15 protein-coding genes and 1 pseudogene are annotated in these 22,860 nt (G+C 60.1%); 5 read left to right on the top strand and 11 right to left on the bottom strand.

The features are described from left to right. Positions 1-60: 60 nt before the first annotated feature. On the top strand, positions 61-1,032 hold the full coding sequence (yjiA, locus tag ACZZZ4_RS04940; RefSeq protein ID WP_463547351.1) for a GTPase: 972 nt from the start codon (positions 61-63) through the stop codon (positions 1,030-1,032). Between the two features lie 123 nt (positions 1,033-1,155). On the opposite strand, the gene ACZZZ4_RS04935 is transcribed toward yjiA, so the two are convergent. The 6 genes from ACZZZ4_RS04935 to morA form a co-directional block, all read right to left on the bottom strand. Further along, positions 1,156-1,860 (bottom strand): GntR family transcriptional regulator, encoded by a 705-nt coding sequence (locus tag ACZZZ4_RS04935; RefSeq protein ID WP_463547350.1) that lies wholly within the window; start codon positions 1,858-1,860, stop codon positions 1,156-1,158. Positions 1,861-1,878: 18 nt separating this feature from the next. Next, complete coding sequence (locus ACZZZ4_RS04930) at positions 1,879-2,583, bottom strand: FadR/GntR family transcriptional regulator (RefSeq protein ID WP_039761732.1); 705 nt, start codon at positions 2,581-2,583, stop codon at positions 1,879-1,881. A 49-nt stretch (positions 2,584-2,632) separates the two neighbouring features. Next, the gene (locus ACZZZ4_RS04925) at positions 2,633-3,946 is read right to left on the bottom strand and encodes a C4-dicarboxylate transporter DctA (protein WP_310406968.1); all 1,314 of its coding nucleotides are present in this window, start codon (positions 3,944-3,946) and stop codon (positions 2,633-2,635) included. Between the two features lie 238 nt (positions 3,947-4,184). Next, positions 4,185-4,748, bottom strand: coding sequence for a hypothetical protein (locus tag ACZZZ4_RS04920; protein WP_415761373.1), 564 nt, complete (start codon positions 4,746-4,748; stop codon positions 4,185-4,187). 224 nt (positions 4,749-4,972) lie between these two features. Next, positions 4,973-6,226 carry a serine hydroxymethyltransferase gene (gene glyA / locus ACZZZ4_RS04915; RefSeq protein WP_463547349.1) on the bottom strand — a complete coding sequence of 418 codons (1,254 nt, stop codon included), beginning with the start codon at positions 6,224-6,226 and terminating at the stop codon, positions 4,973-4,975. Between the two features lie 161 nt (positions 6,227-6,387). Continuing rightward, entirely contained in the window at positions 6,388-10,236 is a 3,849-nt protein-coding gene (morA, locus tag ACZZZ4_RS04910; RefSeq protein WP_463547348.1) for a cyclic di-GMP receptor MorA, read from the bottom strand. A gap of 286 nt (positions 10,237-10,522) precedes the next feature. Here morA and ettA point away from each other — a divergent pair, with 286 nt between their 5' ends. Then, entirely contained in the window at positions 10,523-12,187 is a 1,665-nt protein-coding gene (ettA, locus tag ACZZZ4_RS04905; protein ID WP_016773108.1) for an energy-dependent translational throttle protein EttA, read from the top strand. Between the two features lie 345 nt (positions 12,188-12,532). After that, positions 12,533-13,870, top strand: a complete 1,338-nt coding sequence (gene gdhA / locus ACZZZ4_RS04900) for an NADP-specific glutamate dehydrogenase (protein WP_463547347.1) — start codon at positions 12,533-12,535, stop codon at positions 13,868-13,870. Here the strand turns inward: gdhA and ACZZZ4_RS04895 are convergent. The 4 genes from ACZZZ4_RS04895 to ACZZZ4_RS04880 all read right to left on the bottom strand — a co-directional run bounded on the left by ACZZZ4_RS04895 (position 13,867) and on the right by ACZZZ4_RS04880 (position 17,592). Further along, complete coding sequence (locus ACZZZ4_RS04895) at positions 13,867-14,361, bottom strand: GreA/GreB family elongation factor (protein WP_463547346.1); 495 nt, start codon at positions 14,359-14,361, stop codon at positions 13,867-13,869. The genes gdhA and ACZZZ4_RS04895 overlap by 4 nt on opposite strands. 70 nt (positions 14,362-14,431) lie before the next feature. After that, positions 14,432-14,788: a hypothetical protein gene (locus ACZZZ4_RS04890; RefSeq protein ID WP_129999789.1), complete on the bottom strand. Its 357-nt coding sequence runs from the start codon at positions 14,786-14,788 to the stop codon at positions 14,432-14,434. Between the two features lie 219 nt (positions 14,789-15,007). After that, positions 15,008-16,861: an Lnb N-terminal periplasmic domain-containing protein gene (locus ACZZZ4_RS04885; protein WP_463547345.1), complete on the bottom strand. Its 1,854-nt coding sequence runs from the start codon at positions 16,859-16,861 to the stop codon at positions 15,008-15,010. 242 nt (positions 16,862-17,103) lie between these two features. Then, positions 17,104-17,592: a DUF3015 domain-containing protein gene (locus ACZZZ4_RS04880; protein WP_016773112.1), complete on the bottom strand. Its 489-nt coding sequence runs from the start codon at positions 17,590-17,592 to the stop codon at positions 17,104-17,106. Between the two features lie 302 nt (positions 17,593-17,894). Here ACZZZ4_RS04880 and ACZZZ4_RS04875 point away from each other — a divergent pair. Together ACZZZ4_RS04875 and ACZZZ4_RS04870 are read left to right on the top strand one after the other, a co-directional pair. Further along, a pseudogene (locus tag ACZZZ4_RS04875) lies at positions 17,895-20,332 on the top strand (Lon protease family protein). Between the two features lie 324 nt (positions 20,333-20,656). Continuing rightward, positions 20,657-20,977 carry a PA4575 family protein gene (locus tag ACZZZ4_RS04870; RefSeq protein ID WP_016773114.1) on the top strand — a complete coding sequence of 107 codons (321 nt, stop codon included), beginning with the start codon at positions 20,657-20,659 and terminating at the stop codon, positions 20,975-20,977. On the opposite strand, the gene ACZZZ4_RS04865 is transcribed toward ACZZZ4_RS04870, so the two are convergent. Beyond that, the gene (locus tag ACZZZ4_RS04865) at positions 20,974-22,803 is read right to left on the bottom strand and encodes a hypothetical protein (protein ID WP_463547344.1); all 1,830 of its coding nucleotides are present in this window, start codon (positions 22,801-22,803) and stop codon (positions 20,974-20,976) included. The genes ACZZZ4_RS04870 and ACZZZ4_RS04865 overlap by 4 nt on opposite strands. Between the last annotated feature and the right edge of the window lie 57 nt (positions 22,804-22,860).

The raw sequence follows: 22,860 nt of genomic DNA, 5'->3' as shown, positions 1-22,860 counted from the left end.
GCTTTCGCGAGCAGGCTCGCTCCCACATTTGTTTTTGTGTTCTTTTCAGGAGATCGGGTTTTGTCTTCTCCCATTCCGGTAACGGTACTCAGCGGTTTCCTCGGCGCCGGCAAGACCACTTTGCTGCGTCATCTATTGAAAGCCGAGCACGGTCTGAAAATCGCCGTGATCGAGAACGAATTCAGCGACGCCGGCATCGACACCCAATTGCTGGGTGACGAGCCGGTGCAAGTCATGACTCTGGCCAACGGCTGCGTCTGTTGCACCATTCACACCGACTTGACCAAGGCGCTGTACTTGCTGCTCGAGCGCCTGGATAGCGGCGAGATTGCCTTCGACCGTCTGGTGATCGAGTGCACCGGTCTGGCCGATCCCGCGCCGGTGGCGCAGACGTTTTTCATCGACGAAGAGCTGCGCGAGCGTTACTTGCTCGACGGCATTATCACCCTGGTCGACGCTGCCCACGCCGATGTGCACCTGACTCAGACCATCGCCCAGGCGCAAATCGGTTTCGCTGATCGCTTGCTGGTGAGCAAGACTGATCTGGTCGATGAGCCGACGTTTACCGCGCTGAGCGAACGCCTCACCCGAATCAACCGCCGCGCGCCGATCCGCGTGGTCGAGCATGGCAACATCGATCTGGCCGAACTGTTGGATGTGCGTGGTTTCAACCTCAATGCTGATCTGGGCGGCGGTTTGAGCCTGCGTCCGGTGAGCAAGGCGCCGTCGATCGATCGCATCTCCAGTCTGGTGCTGCGCACCGATCAGGCGCTGGATATCGATCAACTCAGCGAATTCATGAACGAACTGCTGGAAGAGCACGGCAAGCAATTGCTGCGCTACAAAGGCGTGCTGAACATTGCCGGCGAAGACCGGCGGCTGGTGTTTCAGGGTGTGCTGAAACTCTATGGTTTCGACTGGGACACCGAATGGGCCGAGGGCGAGGCGCGGGAGAGCGTGATCGTGTTTATTGCCGATGACTTGCCGGAAGAGAAGATTCGGGCGGGGTTTGCCAGGGTAGCTTCTGACTGATGATTTTTCGGTGTCAGCACTGACGCCATCGCGGGCAAGCCCGCTCCCACAGGTTTATTGGTGTACCCACAATCTGTGAGCGACAAATAACCCTGTGGGAGCGGGCTTGCCCGCGATGGCGATTTAACTCACAACACAATGTTGAAAGGTTGTGCCCAGCAGTGTCAGCTCAAGATGATCCAGATGCCGATTCATCAGCATCCCGGCCTTGGAAACATCACCTCGCTCCACAACCTCAACCAACGCCAAATGCTCCTGCCATGCGCAACAGCTTCGCGTCGAACACTGACTTCGCGCAATCGCCAGCGACGTCAGCGGCACCAGACTGCGCAGAAAATGCGCCAGCGGCAGATTTCCCGCCATACGCGCCAACTGCAGATGAAAGTCTCCCGACAAGCGAATCGCCGCCCCGCGCCGATTCTGCTCGATGGCGCGCTTCTCGCGCGCTATCAACGTGCTCAAGCATTTCAAATCGTCTGGCTGCGGACGCTGACAAGCCAACCGCACCAAGGTGTTCTCAGCCAGCCGCCGCGCATGCAAGGTCTGCCGGATCAGTTCCCGATCAGGCGCGGCCACTCGCGGTCGATGATTGGCGCGCAACACCACGATCTGCTCGTGGGACAGTTGCGTCAGCACGCGGCGCACATCGGCACGGCTGGCGCTGAACATCGCCTTCAGACTGTCCTCGGTGAACCGGCAGCCTTCATCGATTCGCCGCTCGAGGATCGCATCGAACAGTCGCGGATACAGATCCTCCGTCGGCGTGCCCAAGCGAGAGACGGGCAGGGCGGTCGAATGCGCGTGGGACGCTGAAGCAAAACTGTTCATGGCCGTTCTCCTGGCAAATCAGGTGGGCAGGTTGTCGTCCGGGATGTTCAGCTCAACGCCCATGCGCTGGCCTTCGCGCAGAATGTGCCGGCGCATTTCGGCGCTGGCCTGAGCGCTGTTCTTACTGCGGATCGCGCGGACCACGGCTTCGTTTTCTTCCAGGCGTTCGGCCAGATGTTCCGGGGAATTGCGCAACACTTCGGCGCTTTGCTTGAGCGCGTTACTGGTCTGCTGCACCACGCTCTGGAAAATCGGGTTCGAGGTCAGGGTGAACAGTTCTTCGTGGAAGGCGATGTAGGCGCTGACCCCGGCTTCACTGTCACCGGCCTCGAGGGCTTCGCGCATGTCCATCAGGGTCAGGCGCAACTGGCCGACTTCCTTGCTGCTGATCGATTGCGCGACCAGCCCGACAATGAACGGCTCAAGGGTGTAGCGCAGTTGCAGCACGTCTTCGAGACTGGCGCCGGCCACCGCGCTGTCGTGGCTCTGAGTGTCGCTGAGTTGCACGTCGAGTACGACCACGCCTTTGCCCGGCATCGAACGCACCAGACCGAGGGTTTCGAGGACGATCACCGCTTCGCGCAGGCTCGGCCGGCTGATGCCCAGTTGTTCGGCCAGTTCGCGCTGGCCCGGCAGCATGTCGCCGGAGCGCCACTGCCCTCGGGCCAACGCGGCGCGGAGTTTTTCCACCACTGAGTTGACGACGGTTGAAGTTGTAATCACGTACTGGCTCCCTGGGCCGTGCCTGCGCATTGGCAGGCACGGCACTCATTCAAAATTCTTTGGCCGCCGCCTGAGCGACGGTTTTTCGCGGTTGAAAGTTATAGCCCTGCTCGCCGTTGAGCACCTTGTTCGCGCGCTGCACGTCGATGTCCTTTTCCCAGCGGGCGATGGCCACGGTGGCGACGCAGTTGCCGATCAGATTGGTCAGCGCGCGGCCGATGCCCATGAACCAGTCCACGGCCAATACCAGCACCAGACCGACTACGGGAATCGCCGGGATCGCCGTCAGTGTCGCCGCGAGGATCACCAGCGCCGAACCGGGAATGCCATGGGCACCTTTGGAGGTAATCAGCGACACCAGCAGAATCGTCAGCAGATCGGTCATCGCCAGCGGTGTGCCGGTGGCATTGGCGATGAACACGATGGCCAGGGTCAGGTAGATCGAGAAACCGTCGAGGTTGAACGAGTACCCGGTCGGGATCACCAGGCCGACGGTCGAGCTGCCGATGCCGAGGTGTTCGAGCTTGCGCATGATCTGCGGCAGCACGGCGTCGGAAGAGGCGGTGCCCATGACAATCAGCAGTTCTTCACGCAGGTATTTGAGCAGCGGCCACATGCGCAGACCGGACGCGCGCATGACCAGGCCGAGAATCACACTGACAAAAGCAACGCAGGTCAGGTAGAACAAGCCGACCAGACTGCCCAGGTGCTGCAGCGAATCGAGGCCGTATTTGCTGGTGGTGAAGGCGATGGCGCCGAACACGCCGATCGGCGCCAGCCGCACGATCATGCCCATGATGCGGAAGATCACATGGCTCAGTTCGTTGATCAGCCGCGAAATCCCGGAAGCGGCTTCGCCGACCAGATTCAGTGCACTGCCGAACAGCACCGAGAACAGCAGTACCTGCAGAATGTTGTTGTCGGCGAAGGCGCCGATCACCGAGGTCGGGATCAGATCCATCAGAAACTGCGTGGTGGTGTGCATGTGCTGGCCGCGCTCGGCGAGGTCGCCCATGTCGGCGCTGGAGAGCTGCTCCAGATGAATGTTCGCGCCGCTGCCAATGCCGGTGCTGAAGGCGAACACCAGACCGATCACCAGAGCGATGGTGGTCAGCACTTCAAAGTAGATCACCGACTTGAGGCCGATGCGCCCGACCTTCTTCAGATCGCCCGCGCCGCTGATACCGCTGACGACCACGCAGAACACGATCAGGCCGATCAGCATCTTGATCAATTTGATGAAGCCATCGCCAAGCGGTTTGAGCTGGGCCGAGTATTCCGGAAGGGTCAGCCCGCAGACGATGCCGAGCATCAGTCCGAGAACCACTTGGAGGAAAATTGAACGCGAGCACCATCTGAGCATGGGAGGAATCCTGGGTCGGTGTCCTGGCTGCCGTACGCGTGGCGCAGCGGATTCAGGACTTAATTATTGTGGTCTTACCGGTATGTCCAGTGCAGGCGCAGTCTAGGCGCAGGTTTTCCAGGTTCGCAAGGAGAAATTTAGACAATTGGCATGACCGGTCTTACCAGTTGCCGGAAAGGCCCGGTCTTGAGCATTTGCGAAAAACGGTAAGGCTGTCTGTTGCCGGATGGGAAGTGGCTCACCTTTTGATGTCAGGTACATGTCTTTCGACAACGCTCAGGATGAAGGTGATTTTCGAGCGCTCTTCGGTTTTGCCCAGATAGACGTACGGCAAACTTCTGATTTTTATGCCGCCCAAGTAGTCGTGGCTTTCCAGTTTCAAACAAACGGGTGTGTGTTCGGCCTGTAAGTTGTCCCGGGTAATAGCGGTGCCATAACGGTCGAGGAGGACAAACTTGCTCGGGCTGTCAGTGTCTGGCTTAACGGCCTCGACAGTGTCCAGCCAGTGATTGCTGATCACCTGATTGAAATAGGGCCCCTGGTTTTTTACGGTGAGGATATAGCCGTCAGGGGTATGACCGAAGTGCAGCTTCAACGGCTTTATCCTGCCGCTCTGCTCGTTGATCCGGATGCCGAGCAAGTGGGATTGATCCCGTATTTGCGGACGTCCGGTATAAAAACCGCCGCTGAACAGACTGATGGTAGCCATCGCCGGTTTGCCGTACAGGTGTTCAAGAAAGCCGACTCTGTGGTCGAACATTCTCAATGTTGCAATGAAAGATTTTTCGATATTGCTCGTCATGACGAAACCCTTTTATCAAGTCGGGTTTCAGACTAAGCGGTTTTCATTTGTGGCGGTTTGCATCTGTGTTGCAAGAGTTTGGTTTGAAAAAAGGGATGAAAAGCCCTGCGGGACGGGATTAGCAGATTGCAGTTTTCTTCGGGTGGTATTGAGTTATCTGATGACTGGCCATAAAAAAACCGGCCAATGTTGGCCGGTTCTTTTATGCAGGTTAACGGGGCTTATCAAGCACCGTACACTGGCAGTTTCTTGCAGATGGTTTTGACTTTCTCACGAACGGCGTCGATTACCGCTTCGTTGTTCAGGTCAGCCAGGATGTCGCAGATCCAGCCGGCCAGCTCTTTGCACTCGGCCTCTTTGAAGCCACGGGTGGTTACAGCCGGAGTACCGAAGCGCAGGCCGGAAGTCACGAACGGCGAGCGTGGATCGTTAGGCACGGAGTTCTTGTTCACGGTGATGAACGCTTTGCCCAATGCGGCGTCGGCGTCTTTACCGGAGATGTCCTGCTTGATCAGCGACAGCAGGAACAGGTGGTTTTCAGTACCGCCCGAAACCACGTCAAAACCGCGCGCGATGAACACTTCGGCCATGGCCTTGGCGTTCTTCACCACTTGTTGCTGGTAAGCCTTGAATTCAGGCTGCAGCGCTTCCTTGAAGCAGATCGCCTTGGCCGCGATCACGTGCTCCAGCGGGCCACCCTGGGCGCCCGGGAATACTGCGGAATTGAGCTTCTTCTCGATCTCGGCGTTCGCTTTGGCCAGGATCAGACCGCCACGTGGACCGCGCAGGGTCTTGTGGGTGGTGGTGGTCACGACGTCGGCGAACGGCACCGGGTTCGGGTAGACGCCCGCGGCAACCAGACCGGCGACGTGAGCCATGTCGACGAACAGGTAAGCGCCGACCTTGTCGGCAATTTCGCGGAAGCGCGGGAAGTCGAGGATCTGCGAGTAGGCCGAGAAACCGGCAACGATCATTTTCGGCTTGTGCTCGACCGCCGGGCGCTCGACTTCGTCGTAGTCGATCAGGCCGTTGGCGTCGATGCCGTATTGGATGGCGTTGTACAGCTTGCCCGAGGAGGAAACACTGGCGCCGTGGGTCAGGTGACCGCCGTGGGCCAGGCTCATGCCCAGAATGGTGTCGCCAGCCGACAGCAGCGCCAGGTACACCGCAGCGTTGGCTTGCGAACCGGCGTGCGGCTGAACGTTGGCGTAATCGGCGCCGAACAGTTCCTTGGCGCGGTCGATGGCCAGTTGTTCAACCACGTCAACGTACTCGCAACCACCGTAGTAGCGCTTGCCCGGATAGCCTTCGGCGTACTTGTTGGTCAGGACCGAGCCTTGAGCTTCCATCACCGCTGGGCTGGTGTAGTTTTCCGAAGCGATCAGCTCAATGTGTTCTTCCTGACGCTGAGCTTCTTGCTCCATGGCGGCAAAAAGGTCGGCGTCGTACTTGGCAATAGTCAAATCACGGCTGAACATGGCGGTCCTCAAGGATCGGGGGCAGAAAAGGGGGCATTCTAACTCAACCGCTTTTAGAAGGGCTATGAAACACAGTCAGGTTGTGGATAAGCGGGCTTCAAGCTGCAAGCTGCAGCTCCTCTTCATGTTCGACTGACCTGAGCCGCCCGAAGCGGCTCAGGTCAGTCGAACATGAAAAGCGCATCATTGCTGAACTGCGCCTCGAACCGTCCCGCCGGCATCGGCCGGCCGAACAGATATCCCTGCACTTCATCGCAACCGTGCTCACGCAGGAAGTCCAGTTGCTCGTGGGTTTCCACGCCCTCGGCGATCACCGCCAGATTCAGGCTGTGGGCCATGGCGATAATCGCCCGGGCGATCTGCGCGTCCTGTTCGCCGGACGGCAGGCCATCGACGAAGGTGCGGTCGATCTTCAGCACGTCGATCGGGAATTGTTTGAGGTAGTTCAGCGATGAATAACCGGTGCCGAAGTCGTCGACCGCGATACTCAGGCCGAGGTTTTTCAATCCGGCGAGAATCTGCATTGCCTCGCTGACTTCGCGCATCAGGATACTTTCGGTCAGCTCCAGTTCCAGACACGCCGGGGGCAGGCCGGTTTCGCGCAAGATCGTCGCGATTCGGGTGCCCAACTGGCCATCGGAAAACTGCCGTGCGGAGATGTTCACCGACACCTTCGGCACCCGCACCCGTTGCTGGTGCCAGGTTTTCAGCTGTCGACAGGCCTCGCTGATGACCCAGTCGCCAACATCCACCACCAGGCCGAGCTCTTCCAGCACCGGAATGAAATCCCCCGGCGGTACCAGTCCGCGACGGGGATGGCGCCAGCGCAGCAGTGCTTCGGCGCCGGTCAGACGTTTGCCGTCGCCGCTGAACTGCGGTTGGTAATACAGGACGAATTCGTTCTGCTCCAGCGCATGGCGCAAATCGCTTTCCAGCTCCAGACGCTCCAGCGCACTGGCGTTCATGTCGGCCTGATAGAACTGGAAGTTGTTCTTGCCGCGTTCCTTGGCGTGGTACATCGCCGTGTCGGCGTTCTTCATCAACTGGCTGAGTTCGTTGCCGTCCTGCGGGCTCAACGCGATGCCGATACTGGCGGTGACGAAGAACTCACGACCCTCGAGCACGAACGGCCGCACCAAGCTGGCGAGAATCTGCTCGGCGACATGAATCGCCCGGTTCAGCGCCAGTTCGCGGTTGGAGCGATGCTGCAGCAGCAAGGTGAATTCGTCGCCGCCCATGCGCGCCACGGTGTCGTCGTCATCGACGCAGGCCAGCAGGCGCGTGGCCATATCCTTGAGCATGCGGTCGCCGGCGGCGTGGCCCAAGGAATCGTTGATCGGTTTGAAACGGTCGAGGTCGAGGAACATCAGCACCACCCACGACTTCTGCCGTTCGGCCGCTTGCAGCGCGGTATGCAGCCGATCCTGGAACAGCGTGCGGTTCGGCAGGTGGGTGAGAGCGTCGTAATAGGCGAGGCGGTGGATGCGCTGCTCGCTGGCCTTGCGCTCGCTGATGTCGCTGAAGAAGCACACGTAACTGGCCAGATCGCCCTCGTCGTCGAGTACGGCAGTGATGCCGACCCACGCCGGGTAATGCTCGCCGTTGCGGCGCTTCATCCACACCTCGCCTTCCCAGGTGCTGTGCTCGTGCAACTGCTTGAGCACATAGCGCAGGTGGGCATCCTGCTGCTCGTCGACGGTGAGCATGTTTGGCAACTGGTCGAGGACTTCGCCGACGCTGTAGCCGCTGACCCGACTGAAGGCTTCGTTGGCCTGGACGATGTAGCCGGCCGGGTCGGTGATCAGGATCGCCGAGGTGGAGTGCTCGAATACCGTGGCGGCCATGCGCAAATCTTTTTCGGCACGGCGCTGTTGACTGATATCGCGGCCGACGCCGAGCACGCCTTCGAACGCGCCGTGTTCGTCCCACACCAGCACCAGGCGCAGCTCGATCGGAATCTTGCGGCCGTCGGCGCGCAGGCAATCGAAGAGGAACAACTGCGTTTGCACCTGATTGCGCAACAATGCCAGTTGCTCGGGCTTGTCCAGCGCTTTGCTGACGCGGTCCATCAGCGCGTAGATGCCGTTCAATTGCCCGGGGTTGGCGATGGTCGATTGCCAGCCGTTCTGGAAAATCCACTCGGCGTTGTAACCGAGCACGGCTTGCACCGAGGGGCTGACATAGTTCAGCGAGAGCTTGCTGTCAGTGGAGAAAATCACGTCGCTGATGCTTTCGGCGAGCATGCGGTAGCGCTGCTCGCTGTCACGCAGCGATTCGCTGGCCTCGATCTGTTCGGTGATGTCCTTGGCCACACCGATGATCCGCGTGACCTGATCGTGCTTGTCCCTCGCCAGCGCCTGTTCACGGATGTCGAAGCGCCGCCACTTGCCGTCGCGATGGCGGAAGCGCAACTGGCATTGCAACAACTGGCTGTAACCGGCGTGGCGCTGCAACTGCCGCGAACGATGGTAATAGTCGGCGTCTTCCGGGTGCAGGAGGATTTCCCAGAAGTACTCGCCCATCTGATGCAGTTCGGTGCGGTTGTAGCCCAGGGTCTGGCCGAGGTGGTGGTTGCTGAAAATCATCCGCTGGCTGATCACGTCCTGCACATACAGATGATCCGGAACGGTGCGCACCACGTCCGACCAGAAACCCTCACGCTCCAGCAGCGACAGCTCGATCAGCTTGCGGCTGGTGATGTCATTGATGCTGAGGATTACGGCTTTATAGTCGTGCTGCTCGCTTGGCAGGCGCAGGACCATCCACAAGTGCTGGTCGCGACCGTTGCTGTTGGGCAGTTTGATTTCCAGTTCCAGCTGCTTCTGCTGCTGCAGGACGGCGTCGAGAATCTGCTGACCGATCGCGCACTGCGGATGGCGCTGGCCGTCGATCAGCAGTTGCCAGGCATCGTCGCAGGAGTGCACATCGAGCAGTTGCAGGGCGACCTGATTGACCTCGGTGACGCGCATTTCCGCAAGCAACTGCTGGCGCTGCTGCGGCTGGTCCAGCCAGGCCTTGAGCTGGTCGCTGGTCTGGATCTGCGTCTTGTCGAACATCTGCTTGAGGCCGGACAGGTCAAGCACGCACAAGGCCACGCCGGTGCCTTCGAAAATATCCTGATAGCGCCGCCGACCTTCATGCACTTGGCGCTGGCGCCGACGCATGTTCAGCAGCGCGATCACTGGCAACATCGAGAACGCCAGGCCGAGCAGGCATTTTCCGATGAACGCCGGCAGCAATTCTTCCAGTACGCGCTGGCGGTCGAACAGCCCGCGCAGTTGCCAGTCGCTACTGCTCAGCGGCACGGTCAGCACGGTGTTGGCGACATCGTCGGGCGTCAACCCGCCAGCCTTGTTTGACGGCAGCCCGGCCTCGCGGCTGATGATCTGGTGGTTGAGGCGGTTTTCCACCAGCCACAGCGGGCGCAGGGCGGTGGCGTCCTGTTTGGTCAGCGAATCGAAGAAGGTCGGCGTCAAGCGCAACGCCCAGTAACCACGACTGCTGCCGCTGGCCTGATGCAGCAGCAGATGCACCACCGAGCCGTCATCGGCATTGCTGAAGTAGTGCGCCTGGGCGCGGCTGCGGCGCACCAGTTCGGACAGGTAATCGGCGTCGGAGCTGTCAGTGGCGCTGTCGCTGATGATCCGGCCGGAGGGCGAGAGCAGGGCCATGCTGCGCAGGTCGGGCAGCGAGCGTTGCAACTTGCGCAGGAGCATCTGCTGTTCGTCGGCGGTTTGCGGTTGTTCGACGATCGGTAGCAGGTTGAGGGCGATTTGCGCGTTCAGCGCCATGTTCAGGCTGACCTGGGCGGCAAGGTCGGCGGTGTAATCGATGGTGTACTGACGCTGATTCTTCTGGGTTTCGCGCAATTGATCGAGCAGTTGCCAGAACAGCAACGCGAGCAATAACAGCACGAGGGTGGCCAGCGCACCCTTTAATGTTCCGCGCAGGGGCGAGCCGGGCGCCGGTGGGGTGCTGCTCACAGAGGCTGGCGGAGTGACATTGGTCAAGCTGTGATCCTGCGATTTGGCTGGACTGGCGCGACGTGCACTATAAGCCGGACGCCCGAAGGGCGGCTAGCATGCCTTGACTCGTGGCTAAGTGCCAGCCCCTCTCGGCTGGACTGCCATCGGTCATTCAGGTAGCTTTGCCGGTTAGACGGGGGCGTTCCAGCCCCTACAATCAGACTTTTTCCAGCGCGCACGCATTGATCGTGATCAAGTGAACGACGCGCACAGTCTGGCCAGGCATCGCCTGCGCTCCAATCATTCATCTGTCACTGACCCAAGGTTCTCCATGGCTCAATACGTCTTCACCATGCATCGGCTGGGCAAAGTTGTTCCGCCGAAGCGGGAAATTCTCAAAAACATTTCGCTGTCCTTCTTCCCCGGCGCCAAGATCGGCGTGCTCGGCCTCAACGGTTCGGGTAAATCCACGCTGCTGAAAATCATGGCCGGCGTCGATACCGAGTTCGAAGGTGAAGCACGTCCGATGCCAGATTTGAACATCGGTTACCTGCCGCAAGAGCCGCAACTCGATCCTGCCAAGACCGTGCGTGAAGTGGTCGAGGAAGCGGTCAGCGTGATCAAGGATGCACAAGCGCGTCTGGACGAAGTCTATGCAGCCTACGCTGACCCGGACGCCGACTTCGATAAGCTCGCCGCTGAACAGGCCAAGCTCGAAGCGATCCTGCAGGCCAGCGACGGCCATAACCTCGAGCGCCAACTGGAAGTCGCCGCCGACGCGCTGCGTCTGCCGGCTTGGGACGCGAAAGTAGAACACCTGTCCGGTGGTGAAAAGCGCCGTGTCGCCCTGTGCCGTCTGCTGCTGTCCGCTCCGGACATGTTGCTGCTCGACGAACCGACCAACCACCTGGACGCCGATTCGGTGGCGTGGCTGGAGCATTTCCTCCACGATTTCCCGGGCACCGTGGTTGCGATCACGCACGACCGCTACTTCCTCGACAACGTCGCCGGCTGGATTCTGGAACTCGACCGCGGCGCGGGCATTCCTTACGAGGGCAACTATTCGGGCTGGCTCGAAGCCAAGTCCGATCGTCTGGCCCAGGAATCCAAGCAGCAGTCGGCTCATGAAAAAGCCATGAAAGAAGAACTGGAATGGGTGCGCAAAGGCGCCAAGGCCCGCCAGTCGAAATCCAAGGCACGTTTGCAACGCTTCGAAGAAATGCAATCGCAGGAATTCCAGAAGCGCAGCGAAACCAACGAGATCTACATCCCGGCCGGTCCACGCCTGGGCGACAAGGTCATCGAGTTCAAGAACGTCACCAAGGGCTACGGCGATCGCGTGCTGATCGACAACCTGTCGTTCTCCATGCCGAAGGGCGCCATCGTCGGCGTGATCGGCGGTAACGGTGCCGGTAAATCGACGCTGTTCCGCATGCTGATGGGCAAGGAAACCCCGGATTCGGGCAGCATCGAAATCGGTGAAACCGTGCAGCTGGCCTGCGTCGACCAGAGCCGCGAAGACCTCGACGGCAGCAAGACCGTGTTCCAGCAGATTTCCGACGGTTCCGACCAGATCCGCATCGGCAACTACGAGATCCCGTCGCGCACCTACGTCGGTCGCTTCAACTTCAAGGGCGGCGACCAGCAGAAGTTCGTCAAGGATCTGTCCGGCGGTGAGCGCGGTCGTCTGCACCTGGCGCTGACCCTGAAGGAGGGCGGCAACGTCCTGCTGCTCGACGAACCGTCCAACGACCTCGACGTGGAAACCCTGCGTTCGCTGGAAGAAGCCCTGCTGGACTTCCCGGGCGCCGCCATTGTGATCTCCCACGATCGGTGGTTCCTTGACCGTGTCGCCACGCACATCCTGGCGTACGAAGACGACTCGCAAGCGGTGTTCTTCGAAGGCAACTACACCGAGTACGAAGCTGACCGCAAAAAGCGCCTCGGCGAAGCAGCGGCCCAGCCTCACCGGGTACGTCACAAGAAACTGGCCTGATGTCGGGTTGGTTAGAGAAAGAGCGGAGCCTTCGGGCTCCGTTTTTTTCTGTGTTTTTCAGGTTTAACCGAGTCGAACCCTTCGCGAGCAAGCTCGCTCCCACAAGAGAACGCATTTCAAATGTGGGAGCGAGCTTGCTCGCGAAGGGGTGTAACTGTTGGTGCATGACGTGAGTCTGATCTCACCATTAGAGTGCAAAGCAGGGTCAAAAACCGACCTGATTTATATCCTGTGCACCATTTAATTTCATAACTGCGACATTTTGCTCTGTTCCTGTGCGTAATTCGTTTGTTACAGTCCGGCCCAATCTCCTCCAACGACAATAAATTTGCCGAGACTTTGCCCATGATCGAACCCGTCGAATCCTTCCTTGCGCGCCTGAAAAAACGCGACCCGGATCAACCCGAATTCCACCAGGCTGTCGAAGAAGTCCTGCGCAGTCTGTGGCCATTTCTTGAAGCCAATCCGCATTACCTGACTTCGGGGATTCTCGAGCGCATCTGCGAGCCGGAGCGTGCGTTGGTGTTTCGGGTGTCGTGGGTCGACGATCAGGGCAAGGTCCAGGTCAATCGCGGCTTCCGTATCCAGATGAACAGCGCCATCGGCCCGTACAAGGGCGGCTTGCGTTTTCATCCGTCGGTGAACCTCGGCGTGCTGAAATTCCTCGCTTTTGAGCAGACCTTCAAGAACTCGCTGACCTCGCTGCCCATGGGCGGCGGCAAGGGCGGTTCGGATTTCGATCCCAAGGGCAAGAGCGACGCCGAAGTCATGCGTTTCTGCCAGGCGTTCATGAGCGAGCTGTACCGCCACATTGGCGCCGACGTCGACGTGCCGGCCGGTGACATCGGCGTCGGTGCGCGGGAGATCGGTTTCCTGTTTGGCCAGTACAAGCGCCTGAGCAACCAGTTCACCAGCGTCCTCACCGGCAAGGGCATGACCTACGGCGGCAGCCTGATTCGCCCGGAAGCGACCGGTTTCGGCTGCGTGTACTTCGCCGAAGAAATGCTCAAGCGCCGTGGGCAGACCGTCGAAGGCAAGCGTGTGGCAATTTCCGGTTCTGGCAACGTTGCGCAATATGCGGCGCGCAAGGTCATGGATCTGGGCGGCAAAGTGATCTCGCTGTCCGACTCCGAAGGCACGCTGTATTGCGAAGCCGGTTTGAGCGAAGAGCAGTGGCTGGCGCTGCTGGAGCTGAAGAACGTCAAACGCGGGCGCATCAGCGAACTGGCGAGCGCCCATGCTCTGGAATTCCGCGCCGGCCAACATCCGTGGTCGTTGGCGTGCGATATCGCATTGCCCTGCGCAACACAGAACGAACTCGACGCCGAAGCCGCACGCACGCTGCTGCGCAATGGCTGCGTCTGTGTGGCCGAAGGCGCGAACATGCCGACTACGCTGGAGGCTGTGGATATCTTTATCGAGGCCGGCATTCTGTTTGCGCCGGGCAAGGCCTCGAATGCCGGCGGCGTGGCCGTGAGTGGTCTGGAGATGTCGCAGAACGCCATGCGCCTGCTGTGGACGGCGGGCGAGGTCGACAGCAAGCTGCACGCGATCATGCAGTCGATCCACCACGCCTGCGTGCATTACGGCGAAGACAACGGTCAGGTCAATTACGTCAAAGGCGCGAACATTGCCGGCTTCGTCAAAGTCGCCGATGCGATGTTGGCGCAAGGCGTGGTTTAAGCCGGTTCGATGCGGATCACTTCGATCAGTTGATCGCCGGCAGGCCGCTGCCAGAGCACTTCATCGTTGAGCCGGGCGCCGAGCAAGGCCCCGCCCAGCGGTGAGGCCCAGTTGATCAGGCCCTGAGTGGCGTCGGCCTGATCCTCGCCGACCAGTTGCACGCGGTGTTCAGTGTCGTGTTCATCGGCAAAGGTTACCCAACTGCCGATCTGCACCTTGTCGGTGGAGGTCGCAGCGACTGCGACTTGGGCGCTGCTCAGACGTTGGGTGAAATAACGCAGATCCCGTTGCAGATCGGCCAGGCGCTGTTTGTCAGCCTGCTCGCCTTTGGCCGTTTGCTCGGCGTGCAGGCTCTGCAACTCGGTAACCTTCGCCTGCAACTGCGCCAGACCTTGCGGGGTGACGTAGTTGGGCTGCGTGCTGACCTGACGTTCGACCGGCTGATCGGCCTGCGCGGCGGCGTTGTCTTCGTTGACGAATGCGCGACTCATGAAGTCCTCCTGTTAAAGGATTTGGGCCATCATTGCCGGCATTTGGTTTCAATGGATGTCTGCAGGCGACCTATTGCGAGCGATAAGCCCGCCCGGCGCCCTGGTCCTTCTGTTGCTGCCAGGCGCGCTCGCGCTCGTCCCAATGCTCGTTGCGATACTGTTCGCGATCCTTGTTTTCGAGCATCGCCTGACATTGGCGGAAGCCGTCGACCCAGCCGTCGGCGTATTGCTGGTCCTTGAGATAGCGCGGCACGTTCTTGCGAAACTCGCCGCTGATCGAGCCCGCCGCTTGCCGGCCGCTGACGCAACCGTCATCGAAACCGTCGGCGAAGGCCGGTGGATAACCCTTGGCGATCAAGTCTTCATGGGTGGTCTGGCAACCGCCCAGCGCCAATACAACGCCCAACAACCCCACGCACCGCCACATCGCACTCTCCCGCGCCGATACTCGGCTCATAAGGAAAGTCTAGAAGGGGATTCATGAGGCGGCTGTCGAAGGCCTGTGAAAAATCCATTGCACACCACAAAGCCCCTGCGGGAGCGAGCTTGCTCGCGAAGGCGTCCTGTCAGGCGATTCTAATATCGACTGACCCACCGCTTTCGCGAGCAAGCTCGCTCCCACATTGGTTCTGTGTTGTGTTCGAAGTCAGTAGTGATACCACTTCACTTCCAGCATCACTTCGGTTTCCGGCGTGGCGAGATGGCTGAATTCACGCTGTGCAGTCAGGCGCAAACCGAGGTTGCGCGACAGCTCCCACTGCTGATTCAGGCTCAGGCTGCGGCGCACTTCACCGTTGAAGAAGTAGTCGCCCTTGGCTTCCAGACTCAGGTTGCCCAGCGGGTTTTTCCACAGCACCCCGGTGTTGAAGCCACCGGCCGGGGAAACAAACTCGGCAAAGTCGTTGTTGTGCTCCACGCGCACCGTGCCCAGCGCGAAGCCGAGCACGTCTTCGCCCAATTGCCAGGTACCGCCGCCGCCGCCGTTGACATGGCTGACCAGTGTTTCGTCGTCATGCTTGCCCGGCACCCGCTCCAGGCCACCGGTGACTTGCCACGACAGCGGTTGCAGCAGCTCGTTGCGCGGAGTCAGCGAACGAATGGTCGCCAGATCCAGTTGCTGCAACTGCCAGTCATTGCCTTCGTACTGACGCAGCTTCAGTTGCAGGATCTCGATCTGTGCGCCGAGGGGAAAGCTCTCTGCGTTGTCGTTAAGGTCGTGATAGGCCATGCGCAAGCCGTATTCGCCAAATGCACGATCGCCGCGCGTACCAAGGCCGGCCTGCCAAGTGCGCGATTCGTGGCCATCTTCGGGCAGACCGGGTTGCGGAATTTCCAGCTCCGGCGCCGGGTTCTTGTTGATCGCCCGCAGCAGTTCGAAACTGCGCTGCGCTCGTTGCGGGTCGCGCTCCTGACCGTTGGCGCGGTAGCGCTCCAGACGATAGGCGGCGTCAACGATCAACGCCTGACGTGCGCGCGGCAGGGCTTTGAACGTTGGCTCTTGCAGGACTTTTTGATCGGCGCTGACCTTGAGCACCCATTGCTGTTCTTCATCGCTCAACGGTTCGGCGCGACTGAGCAGTTCACGTTCGCGGGACGGGCGATATTCGATGTGTTCGACCAGCCCGGCCTCTTTCACCGCTTTGACGGTGTCGGTCGGGATTGCGGTCAGCGGAAACTGTTCGGTCAGGCGCAGGCTCGGCCGCGCCACTTGCAGCAGTTCCAGCAAGCGATACGAGCAGTTTTCGTCGAAGAAGAAGTAGTCGAACTGGATCTGCTTGAGCTCCCACACATGTTCGACCATGCGTGCGGTTTCTTCCTGAGTCAGATTGAGCCGGTATTCCCACAGATCGCGGTTTTCCAGGCTGCGGTATTCCGAGAGTTTTTCCTGATACGGCACCAGCGCGAACAGCCCCGGGTAGCCGCCCATCAAGCCTTTCCAGGCATACAGAATGCTGTTGTCCGAGCCTTCGATGTAGGCACCGAAATTGATCGCATAGCTGAGCAGCGAGGTCTTGTCGGCCTGCACATCCGCCTGATCGATGCGCAGCAAAGTGTGGCCGAACATCGACGAAGGACTGTTGAGATACGCCGCCGGGAAAATCATCACCGCGCTGTGCGGCGAGACATCCTTGAACCATTTCTTGTATTCGGCGCATTCCGGCGTTGGCAAGTCGGAGAGGGTGAGCTGCGCTTTCAGCCAGCGGGTACGCGCCGGGTATACGCACTGTGCGTGTTGCTCGCCGAGGCTGGCCGGGGCGTACAGCGCCTGCACGGTGGCGGCCAGTTCGCGGTCCGGATGCTCGTTGCCGTCGGGGGCGAGAAAGAACTTCTTGTCGCTGACATAGCTGCGCCAGCCGCCGAGTTTGGCGGTTTCGTAATGACCGAGGGAAATCCAGAAGCGGTCGTTGGCCAGTTGCTGCAAACGTTGAGGATCGATGTGAGGCGCGGCGGACAGCGGGGCGCAGACACAGAGCGCCAGCCAGGCAAGGCGTTTGAGCATAGGTGGCAACTTAAGTCGAAAGAAAACAAATCCCGGATCGGGGGTAATCACACACCCTGTGGCGAGGGGATTTATCCCCGCTGGGCTGCGAAGCGGCCCCATAAGCTGTGTCACCAATGCATCGGATACATCGCATGCACAGGTTTTACGACTGCTTCGCAGCCGAACGGGGATAAATCCCCTCGCTACAGACTGTATTCAAAATAAAACCCGCTTCCCGAAGGAAGCGGGTGGGGTCGAGCTTAAGCCTGAGTTGCGTACTTGGCCAGACGTGGGTCCGATTTCAGTACTGCCAGGGTGTTGGTATGCACGTCTTCGGCGGTCACGTCAGCTTTGCTGAAGATCTGCTGGAAGTGCTCGTGGGTCACTTGCGCGAAGTGTGCGCGGTCTTCCGGTGCTACGCCCAGTACCACGGCATAGGTGGTCAGCGCTTCGCCGTTGCCTTTGGCCATGTCTTCGGACAGCTCGTTCATCATGCCATTCATGGCGAACCAGGATTTGCCGCCATAAGTCAGGGACGCGTTGGTCGAGCAGCCGTTGGTGCCGGAGGTCATACCGAAGGTAGCGTTACCGGAAGTGCCGTTGGTGGTGGAAGCAAGGAAGTGCGCCGGGGTGCCACGCTGACCTTCGAACAGCATGTTGCCCCAACCGCAATCCGGGCCGCCCGGGGCTTGCGCCATTGCGTTGATGGATACAGCGGTGAAGAGAGTACCGAGAAGAATCCGTTTCATAGCTTTGTTCTCTTTATGTGCATACCAATGGACAGGGTTCTGGCCTTTCGTACTCTGCCCGAGGACAGCGCCGAAAGTGTCAGTGGGCCGGTATTAGTTCCAGCCGCGCAGTTTGGAGTTTAGGCACGTTCCAGCGGTTCCGTGACTTTTTGCAAAATATTTGGAATAAACCTCTGATTTATCGGGACGCGTCGGCCGGCCGCGCGCTTGTCTATGCTTTGTCATGTGGCGCGCCTTGCCAGTGGGGCACGGGCAGCGCCAGAATGCCGCTACCTGCCCCGCCTGATTGTTAAGGAAGCCCGATGCCTGATCCTGTTGCTGCCAGCCTGCGTCTTGCGCCCGAAGCGCTGACTCGTCCGTTTTCCGCTGAACAGTTCAGCTTCACTACCACCAATGATCTGGAGCCCTTTCGCGGTGTGCTCGGCCAGGAACGCGCGGTCGAAGCCTTGCAGTTCGGTGTGGCGATGCCACGCCCCGGTTACAACGTATTCGTCATGGGCGAGCCCGGCACCGGCCGTTTCTCGTTCGTCAAACGCTACCTGAAGGCCGAAGGCAAGCGCCTGCAGACCCCGGCGGACCGGGTCTACGTCAACAACTTCGATGAGCCGCGCGAACCGCGCGCACTGGAGCTGCCATCGGGCACGGCGGCCTCGTTCATCGGCGACATCAACGGCTTGATCGACAACCTGCTGGCGACCTTCCCGGCAGTCTTCGAGCACCCGTCCTACCAGCAGAAAAAAGCGCCATCGACCGCGCGTTCAATCAGCGCTACGACAAGGCGCTGGACATCATCGAGCGCCTGGCCCTGGAAAAAGACGTCGCCCTGTACCGCGACAGCAGCAACATCGCCTTCACCCCGATGCTCGACGGCAAGGCCCTGGACGAAGCCGAATTCGCCCAGTTGCCGGAAGCCGAGCGCGAGCGTTTTCACAATGACATTTCCGGCCTCGAAGAGCGCCTGAACGAAGAGCTCGCCAGCCTGCCGCAGTGGAAACGCGAGTCGAACAATCAACTGCGTTCGCTCAACGAGGAAACCATCACGTTGGCGTTGCAGCCATTGCTCGCGCCGCTGTCGGAAAAGTACGCAGAGAACGCTGCGGTCTGCGGTTACTTGCAGGCCATGCAGGTCTACCTGCTGAAAACCGTGGTCGAGCAACTGGTCGATGACAGCAAGACCGACGCCGTGGCGCGCAAACTGCTCGAAGAGCAATACGCACCGAGTCTGGTGGTCGGGCATCCGGCCAGCGGTGGTGCGCCAGTGGTGTTCGAGCCGCATCCGACCTACGAAAACCTGTTTGGCCGCATCGAGTACACCACCGATCAGGGCGCGCTCTATACGACCTATCGACAGTTGCGCCCGGGCGCGCTGCATCGCGCCAATGGCGGTTTCCTGATACTTGAAGCGGAAAAAATGCTCAGCGAGCCGTTCGTGTGGGACGCGCTGAAACGCGCCCTGCAATCGCGCAAGCTGAAAATGGAATCGCCGCTGGGCGAGATGGGCCGCTTCGCCACCGTGACCTTGAATCCGCAGCACATTCCGCTTCAGGTCAAAGTCATCATCATCGGCGCGCGGCAGCTGTATTACACGCTGCAGGACCTCGATCCGGACTTCCAGGAAATGTTCCGTGTACTGGTCGATTTCGACGAAGACATTCCGATGGTCGACGAAAGCCTCGAGCAATTCGCCCAGCTATTGAAAACCCGCACTTCGGAAGAAGGCATGGCGCCGTTGACCGCCGATGCGGTGGCGCGTCTGGCCACTTACAGTGCACGGCTGGCCGAACATCAGGGGCGCTTGTCGGCGCGCATTGGCGATCTGTTTCAACTGGTCAGCGAGGCGGATTTCATCCGTCATCTGGCCGGCGATGAAATGACCGATGCCGGGCACATCGAACGTGCGCTGAAAGCCAAGGCTACCCGCACCGGGCGGGTCTCGGCGCGGATTCTCGACGACATGCTCGCCGGGATCATCCTCATCGACACCGATGGCGCGGCAGTCGGCAAGTGCAACGGGCTGACGGTGCTGGAGGTCGGTGATTCGGCGTTCGGCGTGCCGGCGCGGATTTCCGCCACGGTGTACCCGGGTGGCAGCGGCATCGTCGACATCGAGCGTGAGGTCAACCTTGGCCAGCCGATTCACTCCAAAGGCGTGATGATCCTCACCGGTTATCTAGGCAGCCGTTACGCCCAGGAATTCCCGCTGGCGATCTCGGCGAGCATTGCGCTGGAGCAGTCGTACGGTTACGTCGACGGCGACAGTGCGTCGCTGGGCGAGGCATGCACGCTGATTTCGGCGCTGTCGAAAACCCCGCTCAAGCAATGTTTCGCTATCACCGGTTCGATCAACCAGTTCGGCGAAGTGCAGGCGGTCGGTGGGGTCAACGAGAAGATCGAAGGTTTCTTCCGTCTCTGCGAAGCGCGTGGCCTGACCGGCGAACAGGGCGCGATCATTCCCCAGGCCAACGTCGCCACGCTGATGCTCGATGAGAAAGTCCTGGCCGCCGTGCGCGCCGGGCAGTTCCATGTATATGCGGTGCGTCAGGCCGATGAAGCGTTGAGCCTGCTGGCGGGCGAACCTGCCGGTGAGCCGGATGCCGACGGCGAATTCCCCGAAGGCAGCATCAATGCGCGAGTGGTCGAACGCCTGCGCGACATCGCCGAGATGGTCAGCGAAGAGGACTTGAAAGAGGCCGAAAAGGAACTGGCGCAGGAGGCTCTCGCCGAAGCCAAACCGGCCTGATCAGTTCACGCCAGACCCTGTGGGAGCGAGCCTGCTCGCGAAAGCGCTGTATCAGTCGACGAATGAGTTGGCTGATCCATCGTCTTCGCGAGCAGGCTCGCTCCCACAATGCTTTTCCAGATTGATCTCTGCGGGGATCTTCGTGGAATGTGTCACGACTCTGACGCCAAACTTCACACAATGACCATTCGGCGCCTTCTGGTTCCATTTGGCTTGCGCGGGACACTTTTCTTCTATTCTCAGGTCAAGGATATCGACAGTATCACTGGATCGAGCCAGTCCTCCCGTGGGGGCTGAATACCGGCTTTACCGAGGGTCGCCGCCATGTCGCGCAACCTCTGTCTCACCCGTCAATGCCTGGGTCTGGTGACCCGGATCGAATGCGCCGTCAAGCCGCTGGCCGGCGACAACGGCATGTGGACGCTGCTCTTCGCGGCCGGCATGGCCGGCGAACAACCTTCCGCGATCAAAGCCCAAGGCCCGTTCCACGGCCCGGTGGCGGCCGAGTCGATTCTCGACACGATTGTTGAAAGCCTGACCTTGCACGGCTACGAACTGGCCGATGATCCGCAGATCTGGAGCCTGCACCTGCAAGCTCAGTTGCGGCAGATCAACGGCGGCCGGGGTCGCAGTCTCAACGGTTAAGGCGCCGTCTGGTCCGCCGGCGCCTTGTCGAGCTTGACCTCAAAGCCGTATTGCACGGTCGCGAGGTCGGTGCGCTGATAGGTTTCCACGCGAGTCGGGCGACCATAAAAGTAGTGCACGCCAAGCAGCGCCGGGCCTTCGGTGCTGGCGTCGTGGCTGACCGAAAGAATCTGCTTGAGGTAGTGGCCACTGTCGTCCTTGACGAAGAAACGCCATTCGTTGGCCGGGAAGGTTTTCAGGTCGACCACCAGCGTGTTGTCCTTGATCGCCAGGCCTTTGGGCAATGCCTGCGCGTCGTAGGATTGCTTGGCCACTGTCGCCAGGAACAACGGCATCGAACCTACGGCAATCGCCGGGGTTTCCGGAAACAGAGTCAGATCATAAGTAATCGTCGCTTGCAGCGGATCGACCTGGTACGCCTCGGGCGGCAGTTCGATCGGCTCGTCGAGTTTGCCGCCGCGCTTTTCCGTGAAGAAAGTCACCGGGCTGACGCCGGGATTGAGTTCGTCGCCGAGCAGTTCGTCATTGAAGGTGCGGCGGTGGGAAAACTCGATCCGCGCCGCGCTCGGCTCTTCCACCGATTGATGAATGCGCACGCCGGCCTTCAATTGTTCCTCGGTCAGGTCCGCGCCTTTGAGCCAGTTGGCGGCGAGATCGTCATACACCACAACTGGCAGGTCCAGCGGCTGCACGGCTTTGGCCGTGGTGTGCGGATTGAAGGTGCGCACCGGCAGGTCCAGCGGTTTGCGCGTCACCGTTGCCGAGGAGAAATCGAGCACGCTGACTTCCAGCGTGTCGATCGGGCCGTGGAAATACACCTTGTTATAGCGGCGCGGGTGATCCTTCTCGAAGGCTTGCTGGTCGTCGCTGAGCTGTTTTTCCAGGGTGTCGCTCCAGCTCGTTTGCTTCTGTAGCTGAGCCAGTTGTTGCTGATAAAACTCCACCTGCTCCGGGCTTTCGTTGATCGAACCGGCGCGCACCAGGTATTGGCCGCTGGCGTCGCGGGCCTGGACGATCAGCGGATTGATGCGGGTCTCGGCGACTTCTGCGGCCAGCGGCAGGCTGTTGCTGACTTCGACTTCGGCGTAGTTCTTTTCCAGTTTGAGCAGTTTGACGCTGAGGTTGTCGTTGCTGCGAGTCTGGCCGACGTCTTTCTGTGTCAGGTCGAAACTGTACAAGCGACGCGGCGCAATGACTTCGATCTGGCCTTGAAGGCTGACCGGTTGCGGCAGGCTTTTCTTCTCGACGTTGAGGCCATCGATAAACGGGTAGGTCACCGTCAGGTCATCGGGATTGGTCACGTTGGAACTGGACGGGCTGAGCTGAATGCCCGGATCGGTTTCCGACCACTCCGGCTGCCAGGCGATCACGCGTTTGTTGCTCAACGTCACCGAGTGCCACTCGATGCCGTGCGGGAACAGAAAACCGCCGGGAATGTTCAGGTTGAACGGGAATACCGGCTGCAGATCGGTGAGGTAATCCGAGCTGGCGTCCTTGTGCAGCACGAACAGGCCATTGATAAAGGTATCGACCAGCGCTTGCGGGGTAGGGTAGTGCTTGAGCACGGCGAGGGCGTCGGCGCCGTATTCGGTGTGCGGGGTGATGTCGTCGAGCTTGAGTCGGGCCCTTTCGAGCAACAGCAGCGAACCGCCGAGTTCGGTGATGGCGTCCTTGAGCTTCGGGTCGCTGATCGCGTCCAGTGACTGTTCGAAGGTGGCGGTCTTTTCGTCGAGGTTGGCGACGTGCTTTTCATCGCTCGGCGAGCAACCGCCGATGAGTAAAGCAATGCAGAATCCGGCAGTCGTCAAGGCTGATCGCACATCCATTTCCACGCGTCCTGTCCACTGTCATTGGGCTGTCAATGCTTTGGACACTAGCAGAAA

Source organism: Pseudomonas sp. AC252, from assembly GCF_979258105.1.
This window is presented reverse-complemented; position numbering and strand designations above follow the sequence as displayed.

Coding starts and splice junctions, on each gene's coding strand:
- ACZZZ4_RS04935 (WP_463547350.1), bottom strand. CDS start 1,860: ATGAACAGTTTTGCTTCAGCGTCCCACGCGCATTCGACCGCCCTGCCC.
- ACZZZ4_RS04925 (WP_310406968.1), bottom strand. CDS start 3,946: ATGCTCAGATGGTGCTCGCGTTCAATTTTCCTCCAAGTGGTTCTCGGA.
- ACZZZ4_RS04920 (WP_415761373.1), bottom strand. CDS start 4,748: ATGACGAGCAATATCGAAAAATCTTTCATTGCAACATTGAGAATGTTC.
- glyA (WP_463547349.1), bottom strand. CDS start 6,226: ATGTTCAGCCGTGATTTGACTATTGCCAAGTACGACGCCGACCTTTTT.
- ettA (WP_016773108.1), top strand. CDS start 10,523: ATGGCTCAATACGTCTTCACCATGCATCGGCTGGGCAAAGTTGTTCCG.
- gdhA (WP_463547347.1), top strand. CDS start 12,533: ATGATCGAACCCGTCGAATCCTTCCTTGCGCGCCTGAAAAAACGCGAC.
- ACZZZ4_RS04895 (WP_463547346.1), bottom strand. CDS start 14,361: ATGAGTCGCGCATTCGTCAACGAAGACAACGCCGCCGCGCAGGCCGAT.
- ACZZZ4_RS04890 (WP_129999789.1), bottom strand. CDS start 14,788: ATGTGGCGGTGCGTGGGGTTGTTGGGCGTTGTATTGGCGCTGGGCGGT.
- ACZZZ4_RS04885 (WP_463547345.1), bottom strand. CDS start 16,861: ATGCTCAAACGCCTTGCCTGGCTGGCGCTCTGTGTCTGCGCCCCGCTG.
- ACZZZ4_RS04880 (WP_016773112.1), bottom strand. CDS start 17,592: ATGAAACGGATTCTTCTCGGTACTCTCTTCACCGCTGTATCCATCAAC.
- ACZZZ4_RS04870 (WP_016773114.1), top strand. CDS start 20,657: ATGTCGCGCAACCTCTGTCTCACCCGTCAATGCCTGGGTCTGGTGACC.
- ACZZZ4_RS04865 (WP_463547344.1), bottom strand. CDS start 22,803: ATGGATGTGCGATCAGCCTTGACGACTGCCGGATTCTGCATTGCTTTA.